Origin of the sequence: Paraburkholderia tropica (genome assembly GCF_014171495.1) — a bacterium.
Taxonomy (GTDB): domain Bacteria; phylum Pseudomonadota; class Gammaproteobacteria; order Burkholderiales; family Burkholderiaceae; genus Paraburkholderia; species Paraburkholderia tropica.
Genome location: NZ_CP049136.1, coordinates 66,623 through 87,649 on the forward strand (window position 1 = coordinate 66,623; position 21,027 = coordinate 87,649).

A 21,027-nucleotide genomic window follows, 5' to 3' on the forward strand; every position below is an offset into this window, starting at 1 on the left:
GCGGGAATAAATTCCCGAAAAATTTCTCGCGCAAGTATTTTTGATCAGCAATTCTGTAGACACTTTTGTATTTTAAACAGCGTTCAATACTCAACCGGAGAAGGAGAAAACGATGAACCTGTTTCGCTGGAGTGTCGGAGCCGTCGTGGCGTGGCAGCTTTGCGCGTCGAGTGCCTGGGCGGACGTCGAACTCGGCGCCGTGCTGCCGTTGAGCGGATCGAGCGCGTCGATCGGCGAAGATCAGCGGCGCGGCATCGAACTCGCGGTCGCGAAGATCAATGCGCAAGGCGGCGTGCTCGGCCAGAAGCTCAAAGTGCGCGTCGAGGATTCCGGCGGCACGGCCAACACCGCGCTCGACGCCACGCGCAAGCTGGCCACCGTCGATCACGTGCCCGTCGTGCTCGGCGAGTTCTCCTCGTCGGTGACGATTCCAATCGGGCAGTTCCTCGTCAGACAGGGCGAGGTGCACGTCAATATCGGCTCGTCGAGCCAGCAGGTGCGCAAGATCGGCGCGGGTTCGTTCAGCGTGATCGGTCTCGACGATCTCTCGGCGCGTTTCGCCGCGCAGGACGTCTACGCGCGCAATCTGCACCGCGTGGCTTTCATCGCGCCGAACAACGGTTATGGCCAGGGGCTCGCGGGCGAGTTCAAGAAGCGCTTCGAGGCGCTCGGCGGCGCCGTGGTCTCGCAGGTGCTGTACACCGAGGGGCAATCGACCTATCGCCGCGAACTGGAACAGGCGGCGCGCGCGAAACCGGACGCCTACGTGTACAGCGCCTACGGCCAGGAAGCCGCGACGCTCAATCGTCAGGCTTACGAAATGCAGCTCAACAAGACGCCGTGGTACGGCATCTATCTGACGATGTGCACGAGCGATACGCCGCCGCAGATCGCGCAAGGCCAGATCGGTCTCGAAGTGGGCGCGCTCGGCGGCACCGCGAAAGCTTACGCCGACGCCTACCAGAGCGCCTACAAGGAAGCGCCGCGCTCCGCGTTCGGCAGCTACGCCTACGACGCCACCATGCTCGCGGCGGCCGCGATCAACAGCGCGCATTCCGCCGACCCGGCGAAGATCCGCACCGCGATGGCCGCGATCGGCAAAGGCTACGACGGCGTGACGGGCGACATCGCCTTCGACGGCGACGGTCAGCGCGCCGTCCAGCCCTACGAGAAAGTGGTCTTCAAGCAGGCGGTCGTCGCCCAGTAAGCGTCCACGCCCGCCTTCCACGGAGAACGCCATGCTGCAGTTTCTGCTCGACGTCCTGATCCGCACTTCCGACCTGCTGCTCGTCTCGATCGGGCTGTCCACGCTGTATTCGCTGATCCGCTTTCCCAACATCGCCCACGTGCAGTACGCGATGCTCGGCGCGTTCGCCTCGCTCGGCTTCGAACGCGCGGGCTTGCCGCTCGTGCTCGCGGCCGCGGCATCGTGCGCGCTGGTCGGCTGCCTCGCGGTGCTGCTCAACGTGTTCGTGTTCGCGCGGCTGCTGCGCTCGGGGAGCGCGGTCGCGATGATCGGCTCGCTCGCGGTGTCGCTGATCGCCGTCGCGCTCGTGCTCGGCACCGCGGGTTCGCGGCCGCTGCAATACGCGCAGGATCTGACGCCGCCGCTGCTGATCGGCGACGTCGCGATCTCGCGCGCGCAACTCGATTCGATCCTCTGCGGCGCGCTGACCCTGCTGCTGTTTTCCGTGCTGCTGTACCGCACGGATATCGGGCGCTCGATGCGCGCGCTGGCGTCGAACCGGCCGCTCGCGCTCGCCACCGGCATCGACGCGCAACGCGTCACCAACGTCATCACCTTCGCGAGCGGCGTGCTCGCGGCGTTGGGCGGCACGATGCTCGGGCTCACCGAAAGCGTGCACGTCAATCTCGGCAACAACCTGCTGATTCCGGTGTTCTCGGCGGCGATCCTCGGCGGCCTCGGCAATCCGCTCGGCGCGGCGGCGGGCGCGCTGCTGATCGCCCTCGCCGAAACCGTGATGCTCGACACCGACCTCGGCGCGCTGACCGGGCACGGATCGCTGGTCTTTCCGGTCACCTACGTCAGCGCGGTGTCGTTCCTGATTCTGCTCGTCGCGCTGATGTTCAGGCCGTACGGGATCTTCGACCGGGAGGTGCGGCGTGTCTAGTTTCCTGATCCATCTGCTGACCTCGGCGTGCCTCGCCGCGATGATGGCGCTCGGACTCAACCTGCAGGCCGGCTACGCGGGCATGGTGAATTTCGGCTTCATCGCGTTCGCGGGACTCGGCGCCTACGCCGCCGGGATCGCGTCGCAGCTCGGCTGGCCGCTGCCGGTGGCCGTGCTGCTCGCCCTCGCCGCCGCCAGCGTGCTGGCCGTGGCGATCGCACGGCTGGGCCGCATGCTGTCATCGGATTACTGGGGCATCGCCACGCTCGCGGTCGCGGAGATCCTGCGCACCGTCGCGCTCAACGAAACCTGGCTCACGGGCGGCGCGCAGGGCATCGGCGGCATCGCGCCGCTCTTTGGCGGACTCGCCGCGCCATGGGCCGATCTCGCGTTTCTCGCCGTGACGGCCGCGTGTCTCGCGCTGGTCTACGCGGGCTACCGGCGCATCGTGCGCAGCCGCTTCGGCCGCGCACTGAAGGTCATGCGCGAGGAACCGGCGCTGGCAGTGTGCTTCGGCTACGATCCGCTCTCGCTGAAAACGCGCGCGAGCGTCGCGGCGGCGTTGCCTGCCGCGCTCGCGGGCGCACTGCTGACCTGGTACATCAGCTATGTCGGGCCCGACACGATGCTTTCGTCCGAAACCTTCGCGCTCTGGACCATCGTGATGGTCGGCGGGCTCGGCAGCAACGCGGGCGTGCTGGTCGGCGCCGTGCTGGTGCAGGCGGTGTATTCGCTCGCGCCGTTTCTCAAGGACTGGTTCGGCGTGGGCAGCGATCTGGCGGGCGCGGTGCGGCTCGGCCTCGTCGGGCTGATGCTGCTCGCCTGTCTGCTCTGGCGGCCGCGCGGCCTGCTGCCCGAACGTCTGGAGATCCACCCATGAGCGCGCTCCTCGAACTGGATGGCATCGCCATCCGCTACGGCGGCAATACGGTGCTGTCCGGGCTCGCGCTGTCGGTCGGCCAGGGCGAAATCGTCGGCCTGCTCGGCCCGAACGGCTCCGGCAAGAGCACGGTGCTGAACGCGGTCACGGGCTTCGCGCCGCTCGCGGGCGGCGAAATCCGCTTCGACGGCCGCCGCATCGACCGGCTCACGCCACAGCGCATTGCGCAGCTCGGCATCCGCCGCACGTTTCAGTTGCCGTCGATGCCCGCGCGCATGTCGGTGCTCGAACTGACGATGGCCGCGTCGTCCGAGCGTCACGGGCTCGGCGCGGCGCTGCTGCGCGGGCGCACGATGCGCGCGCTCGAAGACGCGACCCGCGCACGCGCGCGCGCCTTGCTCGACGAACTGAAGCTGAGCGCCGTCGCGCAACTGCCCGCCGCGTCGATCTCGGGCGGCCAGAAGAAACTGCTCGGTATTGCCTGCGCGATGATGACCGAGCCGAAGCTGCTGCTGCTCGACGAACCGACGGCGGGCGTCCATCCGAACCTGCGCGGCGAACTGGTGGCGGAGCTGCGGCGCATCCACCGGCTCGGCGTGACGCTGATGGTGATCGAGCACGACATGCATTTCATCCGCGAACTGTGCGACCGCTGCGTCGTGCTCGATCGCGGCTCGGCCATCGCCAACTGCAAGCCCGCCGAACTGGAGCGCAACCGGCGCGTGCTCGATGCGTACCTGGGCCGCGCGCACGCCGCCCGCCAGCCGCTGGAGGCGTCATGATCGAAGTCGATGGACTCGTCGCGGGCTATACGCCGGGCGTCGATATTCTGCATGGCGTGTCGCTGAGCGTGGGCGCGGTCGAGATCGTCCCGATCCTCGGCCCGAACGGCTGCGGCAAGTCCACGCTGCTCAAGGCGATCGCGGGCTTCCTGCTGCCGCGCACGGGCACGGTCAAGCTGCAAGGCGTCGACCTTGCGCGCGAACCGGTGCATCGCAAGGTGCGTCTGCACGGGGTCGGCTACGTGCCGCAAACCGACAACGTGTTCGGCGCGCTCACCGTGCGCGAGAACCTGATGCTCGGCGGCCAGGGGATGTCGTCGTTTCCTCGCGAGGCGCGCATCGACGAACTGTGCGAGCAGTACCCGGTGCTGCGCCGCCGTTACCGCACGCCCGCCGCCGCGCTGTCGGGCGGCGAACGGCAGATCGTGTCGCTCGCGCGCGCGTTGATGCCACGTCCCGCCATGCTGCTGCTCGACGAGCCCTCGGCGGGCCTGTCGCCGAAGATGGTCGACGAGGTGTTCGACGCGATCGTGCGGATGCGTGACGCCGAGCACATCGGCGTGCTGATGGTCGAGCAGAACGCGATCGAGGCGCTGCGCATCTCCGATCGCGGCATCGTGCTGACGATGGGCCGCGTCGCGCTCGAAGGCCCGGCGCGCGCCCTGCTCGACAGCGACGAAATGCGGCGGCTCTATCTCGGCGGGAGAGCGGCGTGAATCCGGCCTCGGCGAAAACGCCTGCCACGCCCGCAACGCTCGCGCCGACCGGCGCGCGCCCGGCGACGATCATGGTGGCGCTCGCATGCGGCTTCGTGATGGCGATGCTCGACGTCACCATCGTCAACGTCGCGCTCAAGGCGATGCAGACGAGTCTCGCGATTTCGCTGACGACGCTCGTCTGGATCGTCGACGCCTACGCGCTCAGCTTCGCCGCGCTGCTGCTGTTCGGCGGCGCGCTGGCCAACCGCTACGGCTCGAAGACCCTCTACCTGATTGGCCTGGCGCTGTTCGTCGCGGCCTCGGTGCTGTGCGCGAGCGCCACGACGCCCGCCGCGCTGATCGCCGCGCGTCTGCTGCAAGGCGGCGGCGCGGCGCTCTTCATGCCGAGTTCCCTGAGCCTGCTGACCCAGGCGTTTCCACCCGGTCCGCTGCGCACGCGCATGATCGGCATCTGGGGCGCGCTGGTGTCGGCGGCGATGGCGCTCGGGCCGTGCGTCGGCGGCGTGCTCGTCGATGCGATCGGTTGGCGCAGTATCTTCTGGGTGAATCTGCCGGTCGGCATCGCGGGCCTGTGGCTCACGCAGCGCCATGTCGCGCGCTCGCCGCGCCATGCCGGACCGCTCAACGGCGCGGGCCATCTGCTCGCCGCGCTCACGCTCGGCGCGCTGAGCCTCACGCTGATCCAGGGCCCGACGCTCGGCTGGACCTCGCCCGCCATCCTCGCCTGCGCGCTGACGACCGTCGCGGCCACGGCCGCCTTCGCGCTGCGCGAACGCTACGCGCGTCACCGCATTTTGTCGCGCGCGCTGCTCGGCGAACGGCGTTTCGTGGCGGGCAGCCTGCTCGGGCTCGCGATCAACTTCGGCATCCTCGCCGAGATCTTTCTGATCAGCCTCTATTTGCAGCAGGAACGCGGATCGAGCGCGCTCGTGACGGGCTTTCAGCTATTCCCGCTGATGGCGATGTTCGGCATCGGCAATCTCGCCTCCGCGCGCGTCAGCCGACGACTCGGTCCGCGCGGCACGCTGCTCGCCGGGCTCGGACTCGCGACGCTCGGCAGCGCCGCGCTCGTCGGCATCGACGCACTGCCTTACCCGGCCCTCGCGCTCATCATCGGTATCGCCAACTTCGGCGCCGGCCAGGCCATCCCGGCGATGAACCTCGTCGTCATGCACGCGGCCCGCCCCGAGGACGCCAACCTCGCCGCCGCATCGCTCAATGCGAGCCGGCAGATCGGTTCGCTCGTCGGCGTCGCGATCGCATCGGTGATCCTGCATGCGTGCGTCGATCCGGGCCACGCCACCGCCGCCGGCTTCGCCGTCATCGCAGCAGCCTACGCGGGCGGCCTCGTCGTCGTGGCGAGAGCCATCGAGCGCGATTGAAATCACGTCGCCGGCACCGGCCGGCCCGCTTACCTTTCTTCTCCTGGCAGCGAGGGCATCATGATCACAGCGACTGGCCGAAAAGGCCTCATTCTGGCGGGCGGCTCCGGCACCTAGTGCTTTGCCGAGCGCCGCTCGCGATTCGGCCTTCGCGTATCCGCCAGAAGCCAAAGACGCAACGGCTCCATCATGAGTCGACAACGCTGCTGCTGTCTCGTTTCGGATACTTCGGCTCACCGATTGATGGAGGCTCACGCAACCATCGCCGTATGGTGTTGCGTGACAGGCCGGTACGCCGGGAGATGTCGCTCAGCGGGACGCCATCGCGGCAATGCATCCGCCGAACCTTTGCCAACATGCTCACCGTAATCACGCCGGTTCTCCTGCCTGGGCGTCCAGGCAGGTATTGAACATGTGGGTCAGTTTTCGATGCAAATTTCTAGCGCAAGTGGGTCAGTTTTGCACGCACCTCAACAGCGTGGGATAACGCTTCGACGGAGAGTTTCTCTAAGACGCTTAAAGTCGAAAGAATCTATCAGCTTCACTACGAAACAAGTGCCCAAGATCGCTTGGGCATCGTCGATTGGACCGAAGCCTGTTGCAATCGGCAACGCCTGCACACATCAATCGACTTCCATACGCCTGTCGACTGCGAGGCCGGATTGATCGCCGCATGACTTGCTGTACGTGGAAACGAGACAGGGTCACTCGATCAATGTCCGGCTTCGCGTATATGCAACATGTTAGTCAGCTTCACGACGCCCGGAACGGATTGGGCGACCTCGCCAGCCAGCTGGATCTGCGTTTCGTCCGGCAGCGAGCCCACCAACGAGACGTTGCCGCTCTTGGACAGCACATTAATCTGAGCCGTCTGCAAACCCTTCGTATGAGTGAGTGCTTCGCGAACCGCTCTCGCCAGCTTTCGGTCGGCTTGACGTTGAGCCTTGCGTTGGGCCTTCGTGAGGGACGCCGGTTGTGACGCCGGTTGTGACGCAGCTTGCGGCGCTTGCGCACTGTTATCTTGAGCTTGCGCGTGGCTGCTCCAGGCAAAAACCGCAACCAGGCTTGCCGCACTGACTAAACCTCTGAGTTTCATCTTATGGTTCCTGCTCTTCTGAAATGACGTCGATGGTTTGCTGGCGCTACGCAAATTCGTGACGCGTCAATCGAACTACCGAATTCGATTTCCCTTTGAAAATCCCGCGATCAGCCAGAGAGATCATCTACGTGAGCGCCGACCGGATAAATGCGTGGCGCAGTAATTCACCTTTACGAAATCGCTGGCTATCCGTGCGGGCCACTTCGGCAATCGAACGATTCGGATCGTTCGCTTCGGCAGCAACCGCTTGCAGAAACTCTTTCGCGACCGCGCAGGCGGGTTCCCCCATTGCTTGCGTACAGATTCCCGTCAAGGCTTTAGAGGCGATACTCGAACGTGATTCACACCTGAACAGCGGCTTGTTGTGCAGACTATGCCATGAGCTGCGCTCGTCGCAGAGTCGCCGTTATCGTCTCCAGGCAGCATCCCGGCGCGCGGCGCGCGGGCGTCCTGTCGTGGGTCGAGCACGTGAGCGCGCAACCCGGTGGTGGCAAGGTTGACGATCGAAACGGTGAGCCGTGCGCTCAATGCGCTCGAAGCGGAAGGCGCGATTCCGCGCAGGGGCCCGCGCGCCATCGAACTCCTTGACGGCGGCACGCTGCGCGAGGCGGCGGGGCTGGTTTAGCTAGGCGGAGGGCGATCAATCGCACACCGAATGGCCATGCCTCTTGCGCCCTCTTGCGCCCTCTCGCGTCATAGCCGGCCATTCGCGCGCCGTGAAATCGGCGGCCAGCGTATATTCATGGCGCGAATGTCATGGGGCACATTCAACACGCTACGCAGGGTAGTTGATGAACAAGAAGCTTGTCTGGACGCTCGCAGCAGTCGCGAGTGTTGCGGCGATCGGTGCCGCCGTCGTCTGGCAGCGCAACCAGGGGCGTGGTCTACCTGATAACGTTGCGCAAGCGAACGGTCGGCTCGAACTCGCGCGCGTCGATGTGGCGGTGAAATACGGCGGCCGTATCGTCGACCTTCCGGTGCACGAGGGCGACGTGCTCGCAGCGGGCGCCGTTGTTGCCCGTCAGGACAACGTCGAGCTGCGCGCCCAGCTCGACGCGGCGAAGGCCATCCGCGAACGCGCGGCGGACGCCGCGACCCGCGCCGCCGCCCAGCTCGACGCAAGCGGCGCTCAGGTGCGCCTCGCGCAGCTCGAATCTTCGCAGGCCACCAAACTGTTCGACGATGCGCAGATTTCGCCAGTCGAGCGCGATCGCCGCCGTCTCGCGCTGGAAGGCGCGCAGGCGGGCGAAAGCGCCGCGCGCGCGGCACGCGCCGAAGCGCAGTCCGCCATAGCGGAGGCCGATGCCCAGGTCGCGCGGATGCAAGCCGTGCTCAACGACACGATCGTGCGCGCGCCGCTCGCGGGGCGCGTCGAATATCGCGTCGTCGAGGTGGGCACGGTGCTCCCAGCAGGCGGCCGCGTGGTGTCGATGCTCAATCCCGACGACATTTACTTCACGATTTTTCTGCCCGGCCCGCAGGCGGGCAAGCTAGCCATCGGCGCGGACGCCCGCATCGTGCTCGATGCGTTCCCTCGCGAGCCCATCGCCGCGCGCATCAGCTATGTGTCGGACGACGCGCAGTTCACGCCCAAGTATGTCGAAACCGATAGTGAGCGAGCGAAGCTCATGTACCGCGTGAAGCTCCAGTTGCCGCTCGACGTCGCGCGCAAGCTGGCCTCGCGCCTGAAAGGCGGCATGACCGGCGAAGGCTATGTGCGCGTCGATCCGTCGCGCCCGTGGCCCCAGGCGCTCGCCGTACGCGGGAGCTAGGCGATGGCGCTTGAGGGCGAAGTCACGGCGCTTCGTAAGGATGGCGAAGCGATCTGCATCGCCGGCGTATCGCACCAATACGGTGCGATACGCGCGCTTGACGGTGTCTCGCTGGTCCTGCCCGCGCGTACGACGATCGGCCTGATCGGCCCGGACGGCGTGGGCAAATCGACGCTGCTCGGTCTCATCGCTGGGGTCAAGCGCGTGCAGCACGGCGAAGTGAGCGCGCTCGGCACGGACCTGCGCGTACGAGATGCGCGGGAGCGCGTGCTGCCGCGCATTGCGTTCATGCCGCAGGGGCTCGGGCGCAATCTCTATCCAACGTTGTCGGTCTACGAAAACGTCGACTTCTTCGCGCGGCTGTTCGGACTCGCGGACGCCGAGCGCGCCCGTCGCATCGCCCGGCTGCTCGACGCGACGGGCCTTGCGCCCTTCCCCGACCGGCCCGCGGGCAAGCTGTCCGGCGGCATGAAGCAGAAGCTGGGCCTGTGCTGCGCGCTCGTGCACAACCCCGACCTGCTGATCCTCGACGAACCGACCACGGGCGTTGACCCGCTGTCGCGCCGGCAGTTCTGGACCCTCGTCGACGACCTGCGGCATGAGCACGCAGGCATGAGTGTGATCGTGGCGACTGCGTATATGGAAGAGGCCCAGCGCTTCGAGCATCTGGTCGCCATGGACGACGGCCGCGTGCTGGTGAGCGACAGCACCGAAGCGGTGCTGCGCCGCGCGGGGACGCCGAACCTGGAAGCCGCCTATGTCGCGCTCCTGCCAGAACAAAAGCGCGGGGATGCGGGCAAGCTGGTCATCGCGCCACGCGAGCAGATTGCGGGGCCGCCCGCAATCGAGGCCGTCGGGCTGACGCGGCGCTTCGGCTCGTTCGTCGCCGTCGATCACGTGAGCTTTCGCATCGAGCGAGCCGAAATCTTCGGCTTTCTCGGCTCGAATGGCTGCGGCAAGACGACCACGATGAAAATGCTGACTGGTCTGTTGGACGCCACCGAAGGCACGGCCACATTGCTCGGCAAGCCCGTGAAGGCCGCCGACATGAGCACGCGTATGAAAGTGGGCTACATGTCGCAGTCGTTCTCGCTGTACGAGGAATTGAGCGTGCGCCAGAACCTCGAACTGCACGCCAAGCTCTACCGCATGGAGGGCGAGCGCGCGAGGAGCGCGGTCACACGCTCGCTTAATGACTTCGAACTCGCGCCGTATGCCGACGACCGGCCAGCCAGCCTTTCGCTCGGCATCCGCCAGCGGCTGCAACTGGCCGCCGCCTGCCTGCACGGGCCGGAAGTGCTGATTCTCGACGAGCCCACTTCAGGCGTCGATCCCGGCGCGCGCGACATGTTCTGGCGGCATCTGGCCAGGTTGTCGCGCGAAGCGCACGTGACCATTTTCATCTCCACACACTTCATGAACGAAGCCGCACGCTGCGACCGCATCTCGTTCATGCATCGCGGGCGCGTGCTCGCAGTCGGCACGCCCGAGGCGCTGCGCGAAGCGCGCCACGCGGCGACGCTGGAAGACGCGTTCGTCGCCTGGCTCGAAGACGCGCATCGCGATGCGGCGCAATCCACCGGCACGGCGAAGGGCGCCGCTTCGGCAGCCCCGATCGCCGATGCAGGGAAGGCGGCAAAAGCGCCCCGCCGCGCGTCCAGGATGGCGGGCGCGCTTGCCGCCGTGCCGCAGCTCGCGCGCATCTGGGCATTCGCGCGCCGCGAAACGCTCGAACTCGCGCGCGACCGGCTGCGGCTCGCGTTCGCGCTGCTCGGCCCGATCGTGCTGCTGCTCGCCGCCGCATGGAGCGTCTCGTTCGACGTGGACAACGTGCGCTTCGCCACGCTAGACCGCGACCGCACCGTGGCGAGCCGCGAACTGATCGAGCAGTTCGCGGGCTCGCACTATTTCGTGCCATCCGGCGAGGCGCGCAGCGACGCCGCCGCCGGGCGACTCTTACAGACCGCCGACGCGCAACTGGTGGTGGAAATTCCACCTGACTTCGGCCGCGACCTGCTGGCCGGCCGCCGCCCGGAACTCGCCTTCTACGTGGACGGATCGAGCCCGTTTCCGGGCGCGACGATCGACACCTACGTGAACGCCGTGCTGCTGCAGTACGTGAGCACGCAGATGGCGCGCGCGCCCGTCGCGCAGCCCACGCTGCCGATGAGCGTGGAAACCCGTTTTGTCTACAACGAAACGTTCCGCAGCATCTACGCCATCACGCCGGGCATCATCATGCTCGCGCTGATCCTGATTCCCACCATGCTGACCGCGCTCGGCGTCGTGCGGGAAAAGGAAATGGGCTCGATCACGAACCTCTACGCTTCCCCAGCGAGTGTGGGCGAGTACCTGCTCGGCAAGCAAATACCGTATGCGGCGCTTGCGATGCTGAGCTATCTGATGCTCGTCATGCTGACCGTGACAGTGCTGCGTGTGCCGCTCAAGGGCTCGTTCGTTGCATTGTCCATCGGCGCGCTGCTGTTCGTTCTGGCGGCCACGGGGCTCGGCCTGCTCGTTTCGACGTTCGTTCGCTCGCAGGTCGCTGCGATCTTCGGCACAGCGATTCTCTGCCTCATTCCGTCCGTGAACTTCTCGGGGCTGCTCTACCCGGTTTCCACCCTCACCGGCACAAGCTACTGGGCTGGCATCGGTTTTCCCTCTTCGTGGTTCCAGCTCGTGAGCCTCGGCAGCTTCACGAAAGGGCTTGGCATGGAGAGCTTCGGCACAATGTATGTCGCGCTGCTCGGCTTTGCGCTCGCCTATCTGTTCGGCGCGTGGTGCCTGCTGCCGAAGCAGGAGGCATAGGCAATGCTGCAATGGTTCCGAAACGTCGCCCGCCTCGCGCACAAGGAGATCTTCAGCCTGTTCGGCGACGCCACGCTGATGGCGCTGATCGCGTTCGCCTTCACGTTTGCCGTGTACTCAGTCGCCAAAGGCATCAAGGCCGAAGTCTCGAATGCATCGGTCGCCATCGTCGACGCCGACCATTCGGAGCTTTCGCGGCAACTGCGCGCGGCGATCCAGCCGCCCTACTTCAGGCCACCCGTGGACGTCGAGCTGCGCGACATCGACGCGGCGCTCGATCGCGGCACCTACATCTTCGCGATCGAGATTCCGCCGCGCTTCGAAGCCGACGTGCTCGCGGGCCGCGCGCCCAGCGTGCAGGTGCTCGTCGATGCGACGGCGATGACCCAGGCGGGACTCGGCACCGCTTATCTCCAGCAGATCTTCGTTGCCGAAACGCTCGCGTTCCTGCACGCGCGCAACGCTCAGGCGCAATTGCCCGCGCAAGCGGTGGTGCATGTGCTGTTCAACCCGAACACCGAATCGTACTGGTTCACCTCGAGCATGCAGATCGTCGTGAATATCACGGTGCTGTCGATCATTCTCGTGGGCGCGGCCGTGATCCGCGAGCGCGAGCACGGCACAATCGAGCACCTGCTTGTGATGCCCGTGCGCGCGAGCGAGATTGCTGTGGCGAAGATCCTCGCGAATGGACTCGTCATTTTTGTCGTCTCGCTGCTCTCGCTCGTGCTCGTCGTCAACCTGTGGCTGCGCGTACCGCTTGAGGGCTCGCTCGGGCTTTTCGCGCTCAGCACCGCGTTGTACCTCTTTTCCGTCACGGCGCTCGGCATGTGGCTCGCCACGCTCGCGCCCGCCATGCCCCAGTTCGGCCTGCTCGCGGTGCCGACCTACGCGGTCGCGTATCTGCTGTCCGGCGCGGCCACGCCGGTGCAAAGCATGCCGGTGGCGATGCAACCGTTCGTGAAGCTGCTGCCGACCACCCAGTTCGTGTCGTTGACCCAGGCCATCCTGTTTCGGGGCGCGGGCCTCGACATCGTGTGGCCTCAGCTCGCCGGCGTGAGTGCCGCAGGCGCTCTCTTTCTGCTGCTCGCACTCGCGCGCTTTCGCTCCATGCTCGCGCAACAAGGCTGAACCGCGATGATTCGTCCACGTTATCCCTCGCCCCCATCCATGACGCTGCGCGCCTGCGCGCTGTGCCTCGTGGCCGCGCTTGCGGGCTGCACCTCGCTCGTCAAGGTGGACGTGCCGCCGCAGCGCGAAGCTCCCGCCGCTTTCTCTCAAGTGCCTTCCGCGCACGCCGCCGCCGATCTCACGAACTGGTGGCGGACGTGGCAAGACCCCGAGTTGACGGGCTATGTCGAGGCCGCCCTGCGCTCGAACGACGACCTGCGCACAGCACAGGCACGCGTGCGCGAGGCGCGCGCGATCGCGTCGATGGCCGATGCGGTGCGCTACCCGTCGCTGTCCGCACAGGCGGGAGCCGCACACGGGTTTGGCAATCTGCGCGATCCGTCCGGCGCTCCCGACGATTCGCCTGACCTCGACGCCTGGGCGGGCGGGGTGAGCGCGACCTGGGAAGTCGACGTGTTCGGACGCCACGCGAGCGACGCCGAAGCCGCCTCCGCGATGGCCGATGCGGCGCAGGAGCAACTGCGCGGTGCGCACATCGCGGTCGCCGGGGAAGTTGCGCAAAACTACCTCTCGGCGCGCGGGCTGCAACGGCGGCTCGCGGTGCTCGACCGCACTCTCGACACGCTGCGCGCATTGCGAAACTACGCCGACGCACGCTTCGCGGCCGGTCAGGCAACGCGCTACGACCTGGGCCGCGTGGACGACCAGATTGCCCGCACGGAGGCGCAGCGGCCACTCCTCGTGAGCGAGATCGCCGTGCGCGAACGGCGCCTCGCGGTGCTCGCGGGCCGCGCCGCGCAGGACGCCACGCCGCTTGGAGCGCCCGGCACGCTGGAAGTCCCGCCCGTGCCCGCGGGCGAAGTGCCCTCCTCCGTGCTCGAACGCCGTCCCGACGTGAGGGCGAGCGCCGCGCTCGTGCGCGCGCAGGCGGCCCGGCTCGGCAGCGCGAAGGCCGATCTCTTTCCGCGCTTCTATCTCACGTTCATCGGCCTCGACGGCCATGTGCATCTGGACGGATTGCCGGGCTTGTCAGGCACCGGCGGGCTCATCGGGGTTGGCGCGGACCTGCCGATCTTCAATGCGGGACGACTGCGCGCTAACGTCGCCGCAAACGATGCGCGCTTGCAGGCCGCGCTCGCGCAGCATGACAAGGCGCTGCTACAGACGCTTGAAGAAGTGGATAACGCGTACGGGCTACGTCACGGCTTCGATGCGCGCAGCGCGCGCCTCGAAGCGTCGCTCGACGTCGCCCGCCGCAACGCGCGGAGCGCCCGGCAATTGTACGAAGGCGGACAGCGCACGCTGGAGGATGCGCTCAACGCACGTATCGATGCGTTACAGCGCGAGGACGAACTGGCGCTGGCGCAAACCGACGCCGCACTGGCAACGGTGAAGCTGTACCTCGCGCTGGGCGGTGGCTGGGCGGAAGGCGACGACGCAACTGCCGCCCAGCCACCGCCGACGCCAATGTGTTTGATTGATGCACGCACATGAGTCTGCGGGAACGGCGGGCAGGAAGCAAAACCGATGGCGTGCTCGAAGCATTGCCTTTGCCAATCATCCTCTTGCTTATCTTGGGGGAATCGCACTTCTCGTGCAGAAAATGCCAGTAGCAAGACGTGGATAAGCCTGTAACAGGGCGTCGCGCGACCGCGCATTTCGCACAATCGAACGCTTTGCACGTCATTTATCAATCGCCCCCTTCTCAGCCAAACCGCCAGAATTTGCGCGCGAAGTACTTCAAGGGCTTCCCCGCTAAGTGCAAGCACAATTGCGGATTTACTTTGGTGCTTTACCCGCGATCCGCTCATCCCGACGTCGTTGAGATTGTTGCCGACCGCGAGCACGACGTTGGGTGACGACGATGTCGACAGCCTCTTTCGTGAAATCGTCGACGACAGTCAGGCACTTCACGCGCCGGCCGTTGGCAAGTGCGTCCATCACGAAATCGATTGATCACACCTCGTTCGGCGCTTTCGGCAGCGCCAGTTGCGCGCGTTCAATCATTACGCCGTGGCGCCTGCGCCGCTGCCGCACAGTCAGCCTTGCTTCACCGTACAAGCGATAAATTCGCTGGTGATTGGCGTGTGTGCCTTCGCGTCCACCAGGGCGTGCAACCGGCGGTCGCCGAACCGATGACGTTCGTGCGCCAGCTACACCAGACGCACCGCTAGCACCTCGTTCTCGTGGTCAGGCTTCGTGTCGTAATGCAACTGCTGCGGGAAACCGCACAACACCCACCGGGCCGGCGACGGCGGCCACTGGATTGTCCGGGAAGAAAGCACGATGAACCCGTCCAACTGGATCGACCTGGGGTGCCGGCCGCCGCATTGGACACTCGCTGCGCTCATAATGGAGAACCAACCCCACGCAACACCATCCCGAAGATGCCAGGAATCAATATATTTTTATGATCCCAAAACCGCAACCCGCACAGTTCGTAAGTCTGCAACTCGCTGCACCCAAGCCCGACCAGCCAGCGAACCAGCCAGCCGAGCCCGAACACAGCCTCACCTAAACCATCAGAACTTATGCATGATCCCGACGCGGTACACCATCTGGTTCACGCCCGACGATGCACCGGCCGACGCATCGACAATCTGCGCCTCATCGAAGTCCGTACCCGTATGCGCGCTCACCACGTGCTGCCACGCGCCCTGAACATAAAGCGCCGTACGCTTGCTCAGGTCATAGTCGAGCATGACGCTGATCTGGTGCCACTTGGGCACGTAGCTGCCGGCCGTCGACGAAAGATGCGCCATCGTGAACGTATACGCGGTTCCGAGCCACAACGTCGGCGTGAAGAAGTACTGCGAATTCAGTTCGAAGTTGTCGAACTTCCATGAATTCCAGTTCGCGCCGTTCGACAGACTCGTGTTGTTCAGCCACACGTTGCCGGTCGGATCGTAGACGTCGACATGGGACCACGCGGCGGCAACAGCGACCTTCGGGAAACGATAGCTCGCCGAGAGACCGATTGTCTGTTGCGACGCGCCGTCGAAGAGATCGCCGGTCGGAATCGCGCCGGTCGTCGTCAGGCCCGGATTGTTCATCTTCAGATACGAGGCCGCTGCCGTAAAGTTGCCGTTCTGATAGTTGAGCGTCGCGCCCCACATGCGGTTGTTGGCGAAACCACCCGCCTCGTTGCTGAAGCCGTACATCGCTTCGCCCGTGAGGCCGCGCCACGTCGGCGACACGTATTTGACGGCGTTATTCACGCGGTAATCCCAATCCGCGTTGTCGTTGTCGAACGGATGCGCGGAGATGTCGCCGGCCCAGTTGCCCGCGGCGGTCAAGCTGGCGAATCCGTAGTCGTCGACGCTCGTATCGTATTGGCGGCCCAGCGTGATTGTCCCGTAGTGGTCCGACGACAGCCCCACGTAGGCCTGACGCCCGAACATGCTGGAATCCTGCCCAAGCTTGCCCGTGTTGATGTTGAAGCCGTTTTCCAGTTTGAAGATCGCTTTGTAGCCCCCGCCCAGATCTTCACTGCCTTTCAGGCCCCAGCGGCTGCCTGCGGTGTCGCCGCTCGACATCGCCCACGCCGAATGCCCGCCCGCATTGCTGGTGAAATTCAGACCTTCATCGATGAGGCCATAAAGCGTAATGCTGCTTTGAGCGTGCGCGGCGCTCGCGAGGAAAAAAAGCGGCATCACCGCTGCTACCGCCATAACGGTCTTCTTGATCTTCATCGATAACCTTCCAAACTGACTGAATTAATAAGAATGATTGCCGGCGTGCCGCTATGGCGGTCTTTACCGGTTCTGCAGCGCGACTCGGCAGCAGCAGAACGGGCAGTCTAGGTTTAATCAAAAGTCGCGAGAAATCAGGGATTGAAATTCACAATTGAAGAAATCGGAATTCATCGTGCATCAGCCGCAAAACGCGTCTGCGCGGGGCTTACGCGTCGACGTTTAATTTTCTGATTCAAATGAAACTGTTGGAATTTCACCAAAAAGCTAACGTTATTTCAGTCATGGCAAGCTGAATTCAGGCAAATGTAATCGTCGCAATGGCAGCGCCATTCAACGCGCAACGACTGGACTGATGCGCGCCAACGGCCTCAAAATGACGCCTCGTTCATCAGGATTCACCGCGTGACCGCCCTGCCATTCACCATCCTTTCGGCCACTTTCGCGGCCTTTGTCGCGACGAATATGGATTCGGCCGCGCTCATTCTGGCCTTCTCGGCTTCCGCGAGACCGTTCCGGTTATTCGCGGCATTCGTCGCGACCGGCGCAGGCGTGGTGGCGCTGAGCCTGCTGGTTTTCCTCGCGGCCAACTCGGTGGCGATCCCGTCGCGCTACTTCGGCGTCGTTCCCCTGACGATCGGTCTCGTGCAACTCGCACGCGGCTCGCGCCGTGACGCCGCGTCTTCTCAGCCTGTCGTTCCGCTTACGCTTTCGATGGGCGTGATGGTGTCGGCGTTTCTTTCCGTGAGCACCGACAATCTGCTGATCTATTCGGCCGTCCTCGCGCGAAACGGTACGGACATCGCGCCGTGGATCTGCACGATGCTCGTCGTGCTCTACGTGCTGATGGGTTGGCTCGGCGTCTGGGCCGGCAACCGGCTGGCGAACCTGACCGCCCGATTCCGCTCGCTCGCGCCCGTGATTACCGCCTGCGTCGGACTGACGACGCTGCTTGCCTGACGCCTGACACCCGATGCTTCGCGTGATGACAGCCGCCACCAAAATACTTCGGATGTCAAATTAAACCACTTGAACGGCGAGACAAATGCTCTCGCGCCGCCGCTCGTCCTCTACGGGCATACCCTGGCATTGACCCGCTTCCTTGATCTAGCTCAAAATCAACCATATCGTGGACTACGCGTCCATATTATGGACAAACAACAAGGAGCCCCCCGCATGTCGACCCAGGATTTTTCGCCGATGACGCCCTATCAGTTGCCGTTTCCGAAGGAAGCGCAACAGGAAATCGTCGTGCCTTCCGCCATTCCCACCGATGAACGCGTCTGGGTGCCGCAAGCCGAGAACGTGTGGTTCCGCCCGCTCTGTCTGAACGCCTCGCAGGGCTACTGGATGAACCTGCTGCGCGTGCGCAAGTCGGGCGTGCTGAGCCGCCATCGTCATCCGCAGGCGGTCCACGGCATGGTTCTCAAAGGCCGCTGGCGCTATCTCGAACACGACTGGGAAGCGACCGAAGGCAGCTACGTCTACGAACCGCCGGGCGAGACGCACACGCTCTACGTGCCGGACGACGTCGAGGAAATGATCACCTACTTCCAGGTGAACGGCGTGATGTTCTATTGCGATCCGTACGGCAACTACACGGGCTACGAAGACGTCTTCACGAAAATCGACATGTGCCGCAAGCACTACGCGTCGGTCGGTCTCGGCGAAGACTACGTGGACCAGTTCATCCGATGAGCGCGGCCCGCTACGACTTCAGCGGCCGCGTGGCCGTGGTGACGGGCGCGGCGGGCGGCATCGGCCGCGCGATCTGCGACGCCTTCGCGAGCTTCGGCGCGCGCACCGTCAACTGGGATCGCGTCGCGGGCGACACGTCCGCGCTGCATGCGCCGCGTCACGTCGAAGTGGACGTCACGCGGGCGCAGACCGTCGACGCCGCGCTGGCCGCCACGCTCGCCGAATTCGGGCGCATCGATTTTCTGGTCAACAACGCGGGTTTCGCCGGATCGACCGTGCCGCTCGACGCTTATTCGCCCGACGAATGGCAGCGCATCGTCGACGTGAATCTGCTCGGCACGTATCACGTGTGCCGGCATGTCGTGCCGGCGATGCGCAACGCGGGCGCGGGCCGCATCGTCAACGTGGCCTCGCTCGCGGGCAAGGAAGGCACGCCGAATGCCTCGGCCTACAGCGCCGCGAAAGCCGGTGTGATCGCGCTGACCAAATCGCTCGGCAAGGAACTCGCGCAGACGGGCGTGCTCGTCAACGCGATCGCGCCCGCCGCCGTGGACACGCCGCTGCTCGCGCAGATGTCGCCCGCGCACGTGCAGACGATGATCGACAAGAGCCCGCTCGGCCGCCTCGGCACCGTGCAGGAAGTCGCCGATCTCGTGCTGTGGCTATGCTCCGATTCCTGCACGTTCAGCACCGGCACCACCTTCGACCTATCCGGCGGACGCGCGACTTACTGAGTTCGACGCAGGTTTCGAACCCGCAACGCGCGATCCGACCGGCACTTATTACAATTTTCAGGAGACGAGCCATGCCGACCAAATCGCCCCGGCTCAAACGCATCCAGACGGTCGCCGTCGCTTTCCTCACGGTGGCCGGCATCGTCAATTATCTGGACCGCAGCACGCTGTCGATCGCCAATCATTCGGTCGCGCAGGAACTGCATCTGAACGCGTCGGAAATGGGCCTGCTGCTCTCGGCGTTTTCGCTTGCCTATGCGTTCGCGCAGTTGCCGGTGGGCGCCCTGCTCGACCGTTTCGGCTCGCGCGTGATGCTCGGGCTCGGCATGCTGGTCTGGTCGGTCGCGCAAGTCACGGGCGGCTTCATCCAGACGCTCAATCACTTTCTCATCGCGCGCGTCGTGCTCGGCGTGGCCGAAGCGCCGCTCTTTCCCGCAGGCGCGAAAGTGATTCACGAGTGGTTCGCGGTGCGCGAGCGCGGCGGACCGACCGGCACCTTCATTTCCTCGTCGACGATTGCGCCGATGATCGCGCCGCCGCTGCTCACCGTGCTGATGCTGTCGTTCGGCTGGCGTCCGATGTTCGTCATCATGGGCGTGCTCGGCGTGCTGGTGTCGATCGGCTGGTATGCGGTCTATCGCAACCGCGATCAGGTCGCGCTGAGCGCCGACGAAACCGCGTGGCTCGAAGACGGCGCGAAAGAGCCGCCGCGCGCGAAAGGCATCAGCTTTGCCGAATGGGGCATGCTGCTCAAACTGCGCAACACGTGGGGCATGATTTTCGGCTTCATGGGCGTGATCTACATGGTCTGGCTCTACCTCACGTGGCTGCCGGGCTACCTGGAGAAAGAGCGCCACCTGAGCATCGCGCACACGGGCTGGCTGGTCGCGATTCCCTATGTGTTCGGCACGATCGGCATGGCGGGCAGCGGTTTTATCGCCGACTACCTGCTCAAGCGCGGCGTCGCGCCGATTCGCAGCCGCAAGTGGCCGGTGTGCGTCGGGCTGATCGGCGCGGCCGCGTTCACGGTGCCCGCCGCCTACACGCCGAGCACGGCGCTCGCCATCACCTACGTTTCGCTCGCGATGTTCTTCGTGAATCTCGCCAGCGGCAGCGCGTGGGCGCTCGTGAGCATCGCCGCGCCGCGTCATCTGGTGGCGTCGCTCGGCAGCATGCAGAACTTCGGCGGCTATCTCGGCGGCTCGTTCGCGCCCGTCATCACGGGCATCGTGGTCGATCAGACACACTCGTTCGTCAACGCGCTGCTCATCAGCGCGGCCATCGCGTTCGCTGCGGCCTTCGTCTATCTGTTCGTCGTGAAGGAAGTGAAACCCGACGACGCAACCCACGCCGCCGCCGCGCAAACCACCTGATTTCAGGCACTTTTCTCGAACATACCGATACACACCGGACATCATCATGACATTCCAGAGCAATCTTCTCGAAGGCAAAGTCGCGCTCGTCACGGGCGGCTTCTCCGGCATCGGCGCGGCAATTGCGAACCGCCTCGCGCAACTCGGCGCGCGCACGGTCGCGGCCGGCCTGCCGCCGCCCGCAGGCACGCCCGACGCGCTCGACGCCGGCGTGCAGCGCGCCAATCTCGACGTGCGTTCCTCCGACGACGTCGCCGCCCTGATCGGCACCTGCGATCGGCTCGACATCGTCGTGAACTGCGCGGGCGTCATCAGCCGCGTGGAAGAGCACGAAATCGAGGTGTTCGAGCGCGTGCTCGACATCAATCTGAACGGCACGATGCGCGTGTGTTCGAGCGCGCGTGCGCTGCTGAAGGCGTCGTCGGGCTGCATCGTCAATACGGCGTCGATGCTGAGTTTCTTCGGCGGCGGACTTGTGCCCGCCTATAGCGCGAGCAAGGGCGGCGTGGCGCAGCTCACGCGCTCGCTCGCGATTGCCTATGCGGCGGACTCGATTCGCGTCAACGCCATCGCGCCTGGCTGGATCGCAACGCCGCTCACGCAGGCCTTGCAGGACGACAGCAGCCGCTCGCAAGGCATTCTCGAACGCACGCCGATGAAGCGCTGGGGCCTGCCCGAAGAAGTCGCGAACGTGGCGGCGTTCCTGTGCTCGCCGGCCGCGTCGTTCATGACCGGCGCGATCGTGCCGATCGACGGCGGCTATCTCTGCGCGTGAGCGTGTGAACGCACGGGCATCGCGCGCGCATCGCGGCCCGGCGACGCGGA

Annotated in this window: 19 protein-coding genes and 3 pseudogenes; 17 read left to right on the forward strand and 5 right to left on the reverse strand. The window is 65.3% G+C overall.

Features of this window, described 5'->3' with window-relative positions; all coding sequences use genetic code 11:
* Positions 1-112 precede the first annotated feature (112 nt).
* Genes G5S35_RS23800 through G5S35_RS23825 form a run of 6 tightly spaced genes read left to right on the forward strand, consistent with a single transcriptional unit; the run spans position 113 to position 5,895 of the window.
* Positions 113-1,207 carry an ABC transporter substrate-binding protein gene (locus G5S35_RS23800; RefSeq protein WP_065058540.1) on the forward strand — a complete coding sequence of 365 codons (1,095 nt, stop codon included), beginning with the start codon at positions 113-115 and terminating at the stop codon, positions 1,205-1,207.
* Positions 1,208-1,238: 31 nt separating this feature from the next.
* Positions 1,239-2,132: a branched-chain amino acid ABC transporter permease gene (locus G5S35_RS23805; protein ID WP_065058541.1), complete on the forward strand. Its 894-nt coding sequence runs from the start codon at positions 1,239-1,241 to the stop codon at positions 2,130-2,132.
* The gene (locus tag G5S35_RS23810) at positions 2,125-3,012 is read left to right on the forward strand and encodes a branched-chain amino acid ABC transporter permease (RefSeq protein ID WP_082991737.1); all 888 of its coding nucleotides are present in this window, start codon (positions 2,125-2,127) and stop codon (positions 3,010-3,012) included. The genes G5S35_RS23805 and G5S35_RS23810 overlap by 8 nt, the downstream gene beginning before the upstream one ends.
* Positions 3,009-3,794: an ABC transporter ATP-binding protein gene (locus G5S35_RS23815; RefSeq protein WP_065058543.1), complete on the forward strand. Its 786-nt coding sequence runs from the start codon at positions 3,009-3,011 to the stop codon at positions 3,792-3,794. The genes G5S35_RS23810 and G5S35_RS23815 overlap by 4 nt, the downstream gene beginning before the upstream one ends.
* Positions 3,791-4,510, forward strand: coding sequence for an ABC transporter ATP-binding protein (locus tag G5S35_RS23820; protein WP_183039764.1), 720 nt, complete (start codon positions 3,791-3,793; stop codon positions 4,508-4,510). The genes G5S35_RS23815 and G5S35_RS23820 overlap by 4 nt, the downstream gene beginning before the upstream one ends.
* A complete protein-coding gene (locus G5S35_RS23825) occupies positions 4,507-5,895 on the forward strand; it encodes an MFS transporter (protein ID WP_183039765.1) in 1,389 nt (462 codons plus the stop codon). Before G5S35_RS23820 ends, G5S35_RS23825 begins: the two co-directional genes overlap by 4 nt.
* A gap of 119 nt (positions 5,896-6,014) precedes the next feature.
* Here the strand turns inward: G5S35_RS23825 and G5S35_RS23830 are convergent.
* Positions 6,015-6,259 (reverse strand): annotated as a pseudogene (locus tag G5S35_RS23830) (helix-turn-helix domain-containing protein); the annotation flags it as partial.
* 106 nt (positions 6,260-6,365) lie between these two features.
* Here G5S35_RS23830 and G5S35_RS23835 point away from each other — a divergent pair.
* Positions 6,366-6,572: pseudogene (locus tag G5S35_RS23835) on the forward strand (integrase core domain-containing protein); the annotation flags it as partial.
* A 35-nt stretch (positions 6,573-6,607) separates the two neighbouring features.
* Here the strand turns inward: G5S35_RS23835 and G5S35_RS23840 are convergent.
* Positions 6,608-6,991, reverse strand: a complete 384-nt coding sequence (locus G5S35_RS23840) for a BON domain-containing protein (protein ID WP_074983725.1) — start codon at positions 6,989-6,991, stop codon at positions 6,608-6,610.
* Between the two features lie 127 nt (positions 6,992-7,118).
* A complete protein-coding gene (locus G5S35_RS39555) occupies positions 7,119-7,283 on the reverse strand; it encodes a hypothetical protein (protein ID WP_237181633.1) in 165 nt (54 codons plus the stop codon).
* A gap of 207 nt (positions 7,284-7,490) precedes the next feature.
* On the opposite strand from G5S35_RS39555, the gene G5S35_RS23845 reads away from it, so the two are divergent.
* The 5 genes from G5S35_RS23845 (at position 7,491) to G5S35_RS23865 (ending at position 14,199) form a co-directional block, all read left to right on the forward strand.
* The gene (locus tag G5S35_RS23845; RefSeq protein ID WP_202035020.1) at positions 7,491-7,619 is read left to right on the forward strand and encodes a helix-turn-helix domain-containing protein; all 129 of its coding nucleotides are present in this window, start codon (positions 7,491-7,493) and stop codon (positions 7,617-7,619) included.
* A gap of 166 nt (positions 7,620-7,785) precedes the next feature.
* Positions 7,786-8,766, forward strand: coding sequence for an HlyD family secretion protein (locus tag G5S35_RS23850; RefSeq protein ID WP_074983727.1), 981 nt, complete (start codon positions 7,786-7,788; stop codon positions 8,764-8,766).
* Positions 8,767-8,769: 3 nt separating this feature from the next.
* Entirely contained in the window at positions 8,770-11,574 is a 2,805-nt protein-coding gene (gene rbbA, locus G5S35_RS23855) for a ribosome-associated ATPase/putative transporter RbbA (RefSeq protein ID WP_065058549.1), read from the forward strand.
* 3 nt (positions 11,575-11,577) lie between these two features.
* Positions 11,578-12,705: an ABC transporter permease gene (locus G5S35_RS23860; RefSeq protein WP_065058551.1), complete on the forward strand. Its 1,128-nt coding sequence runs from the start codon at positions 11,578-11,580 to the stop codon at positions 12,703-12,705.
* 39 nt (positions 12,706-12,744) lie between these two features.
* Positions 12,745-14,199, forward strand: a complete 1,455-nt coding sequence (locus G5S35_RS23865; protein ID WP_237181636.1) for an efflux transporter outer membrane subunit — start codon at positions 12,745-12,747, stop codon at positions 14,197-14,199.
* Positions 14,200-14,562: 363 nt separating this feature from the next.
* Here the strand turns inward: G5S35_RS23865 and G5S35_RS23870 are convergent.
* Positions 14,563-14,918, reverse strand: a pseudogene (locus tag G5S35_RS23870) (IS3 family transposase); the annotation flags it as partial.
* A gap of 309 nt (positions 14,919-15,227) precedes the next feature.
* Entirely contained in the window at positions 15,228-16,397 is a 1,170-nt protein-coding gene (locus tag G5S35_RS23875; protein WP_420874542.1) for a porin, read from the reverse strand.
* A 405-nt stretch (positions 16,398-16,802) separates the two neighbouring features.
* On the opposite strand from G5S35_RS23875, the gene G5S35_RS23880 reads away from it, so the two are divergent.
* The 5 genes from G5S35_RS23880 to G5S35_RS23900 all read left to right on the forward strand — a co-directional run bounded on the left by G5S35_RS23880 (position 16,803) and on the right by G5S35_RS23900 (position 20,977).
* The gene (locus G5S35_RS23880) at positions 16,803-17,357 is read left to right on the forward strand and encodes a hypothetical protein (protein ID WP_176080083.1); all 555 of its coding nucleotides are present in this window, start codon (positions 16,803-16,805) and stop codon (positions 17,355-17,357) included.
* A gap of 216 nt (positions 17,358-17,573) precedes the next feature.
* A complete protein-coding gene (locus G5S35_RS23885; protein ID WP_065058558.1) occupies positions 17,574-18,095 on the forward strand; it encodes a 2,4'-dihydroxyacetophenone dioxygenase family protein in 522 nt (173 codons plus the stop codon).
* Complete coding sequence (locus G5S35_RS23890; protein ID WP_183039767.1) at positions 18,092-18,829, forward strand: SDR family oxidoreductase; 738 nt, start codon at positions 18,092-18,094, stop codon at positions 18,827-18,829. The genes G5S35_RS23885 and G5S35_RS23890 overlap by 4 nt, the downstream gene beginning before the upstream one ends.
* Before the next feature lie 71 nt (positions 18,830-18,900).
* A complete protein-coding gene (locus G5S35_RS23895; protein ID WP_065058560.1) occupies positions 18,901-20,202 on the forward strand; it encodes an MFS transporter in 1,302 nt (433 codons plus the stop codon).
* A gap of 46 nt (positions 20,203-20,248) precedes the next feature.
* Positions 20,249-20,977: an SDR family NAD(P)-dependent oxidoreductase gene (locus tag G5S35_RS23900; protein WP_065058562.1), complete on the forward strand. Its 729-nt coding sequence runs from the start codon at positions 20,249-20,251 to the stop codon at positions 20,975-20,977.
* Positions 20,978-21,027: the final 50 nt, after the last annotated feature.

Excerpts from the sequence above, each read along its gene's own strand:
- G5S35_RS23860 (WP_065058551.1), top strand. The coding sequence starts at position 11,578 with ATGCTGCAATGGTTCCGAAACGTCGCCCGCCTCGCGCACAAGGAGATC.
- G5S35_RS23800 (WP_065058540.1), top strand. The coding sequence starts at position 113 with ATGAACCTGTTTCGCTGGAGTGTCGGAGCCGTCGTGGCGTGGCAGCTT.
- G5S35_RS23805 (WP_065058541.1), top strand. The coding sequence starts at position 1,239 with ATGCTGCAGTTTCTGCTCGACGTCCTGATCCGCACTTCCGACCTGCTG.
- G5S35_RS23885 (WP_065058558.1), top strand. The coding sequence starts at position 17,574 with ATGTCGACCCAGGATTTTTCGCCGATGACGCCCTATCAGTTGCCGTTT.
- G5S35_RS23820 (WP_183039764.1), top strand. The coding sequence starts at position 3,791 with ATGATCGAAGTCGATGGACTCGTCGCGGGCTATACGCCGGGCGTCGAT.
- G5S35_RS23850 (WP_074983727.1), top strand. The coding sequence starts at position 7,786 with ATGAACAAGAAGCTTGTCTGGACGCTCGCAGCAGTCGCGAGTGTTGCG.
- G5S35_RS23890 (WP_183039767.1), top strand. The coding sequence starts at position 18,092 with ATGAGCGCGGCCCGCTACGACTTCAGCGGCCGCGTGGCCGTGGTGACG.
- G5S35_RS23840 (WP_074983725.1), bottom strand. The coding sequence starts at position 6,991 with ATGAAACTCAGAGGTTTAGTCAGTGCGGCAAGCCTGGTTGCGGTTTTT.
- G5S35_RS39555 (WP_237181633.1), bottom strand. The coding sequence starts at position 7,283 with ATGGGGGAACCCGCCTGCGCGGTCGCGAAAGAGTTTCTGCAAGCGGTT.
- G5S35_RS23895 (WP_065058560.1), top strand. The coding sequence starts at position 18,901 with ATGCCGACCAAATCGCCCCGGCTCAAACGCATCCAGACGGTCGCCGTC.
- G5S35_RS23900 (WP_065058562.1), top strand. The coding sequence starts at position 20,249 with ATGACATTCCAGAGCAATCTTCTCGAAGGCAAAGTCGCGCTCGTCACG.
- rbbA (WP_065058549.1), top strand. The coding sequence starts at position 8,770 with ATGGCGCTTGAGGGCGAAGTCACGGCGCTTCGTAAGGATGGCGAAGCG.
- G5S35_RS23875 (WP_420874542.1), bottom strand. The coding sequence starts at position 16,397 with ATGAAGATCAAGAAGACCGTTATGGCGGTAGCAGCGGTGATGCCGCTT.
- G5S35_RS23815 (WP_065058543.1), top strand. The coding sequence starts at position 3,009 with ATGAGCGCGCTCCTCGAACTGGATGGCATCGCCATCCGCTACGGCGGC.
- G5S35_RS23865 (WP_237181636.1), top strand. The coding sequence starts at position 12,745 with ATGACGCTGCGCGCCTGCGCGCTGTGCCTCGTGGCCGCGCTTGCGGGC.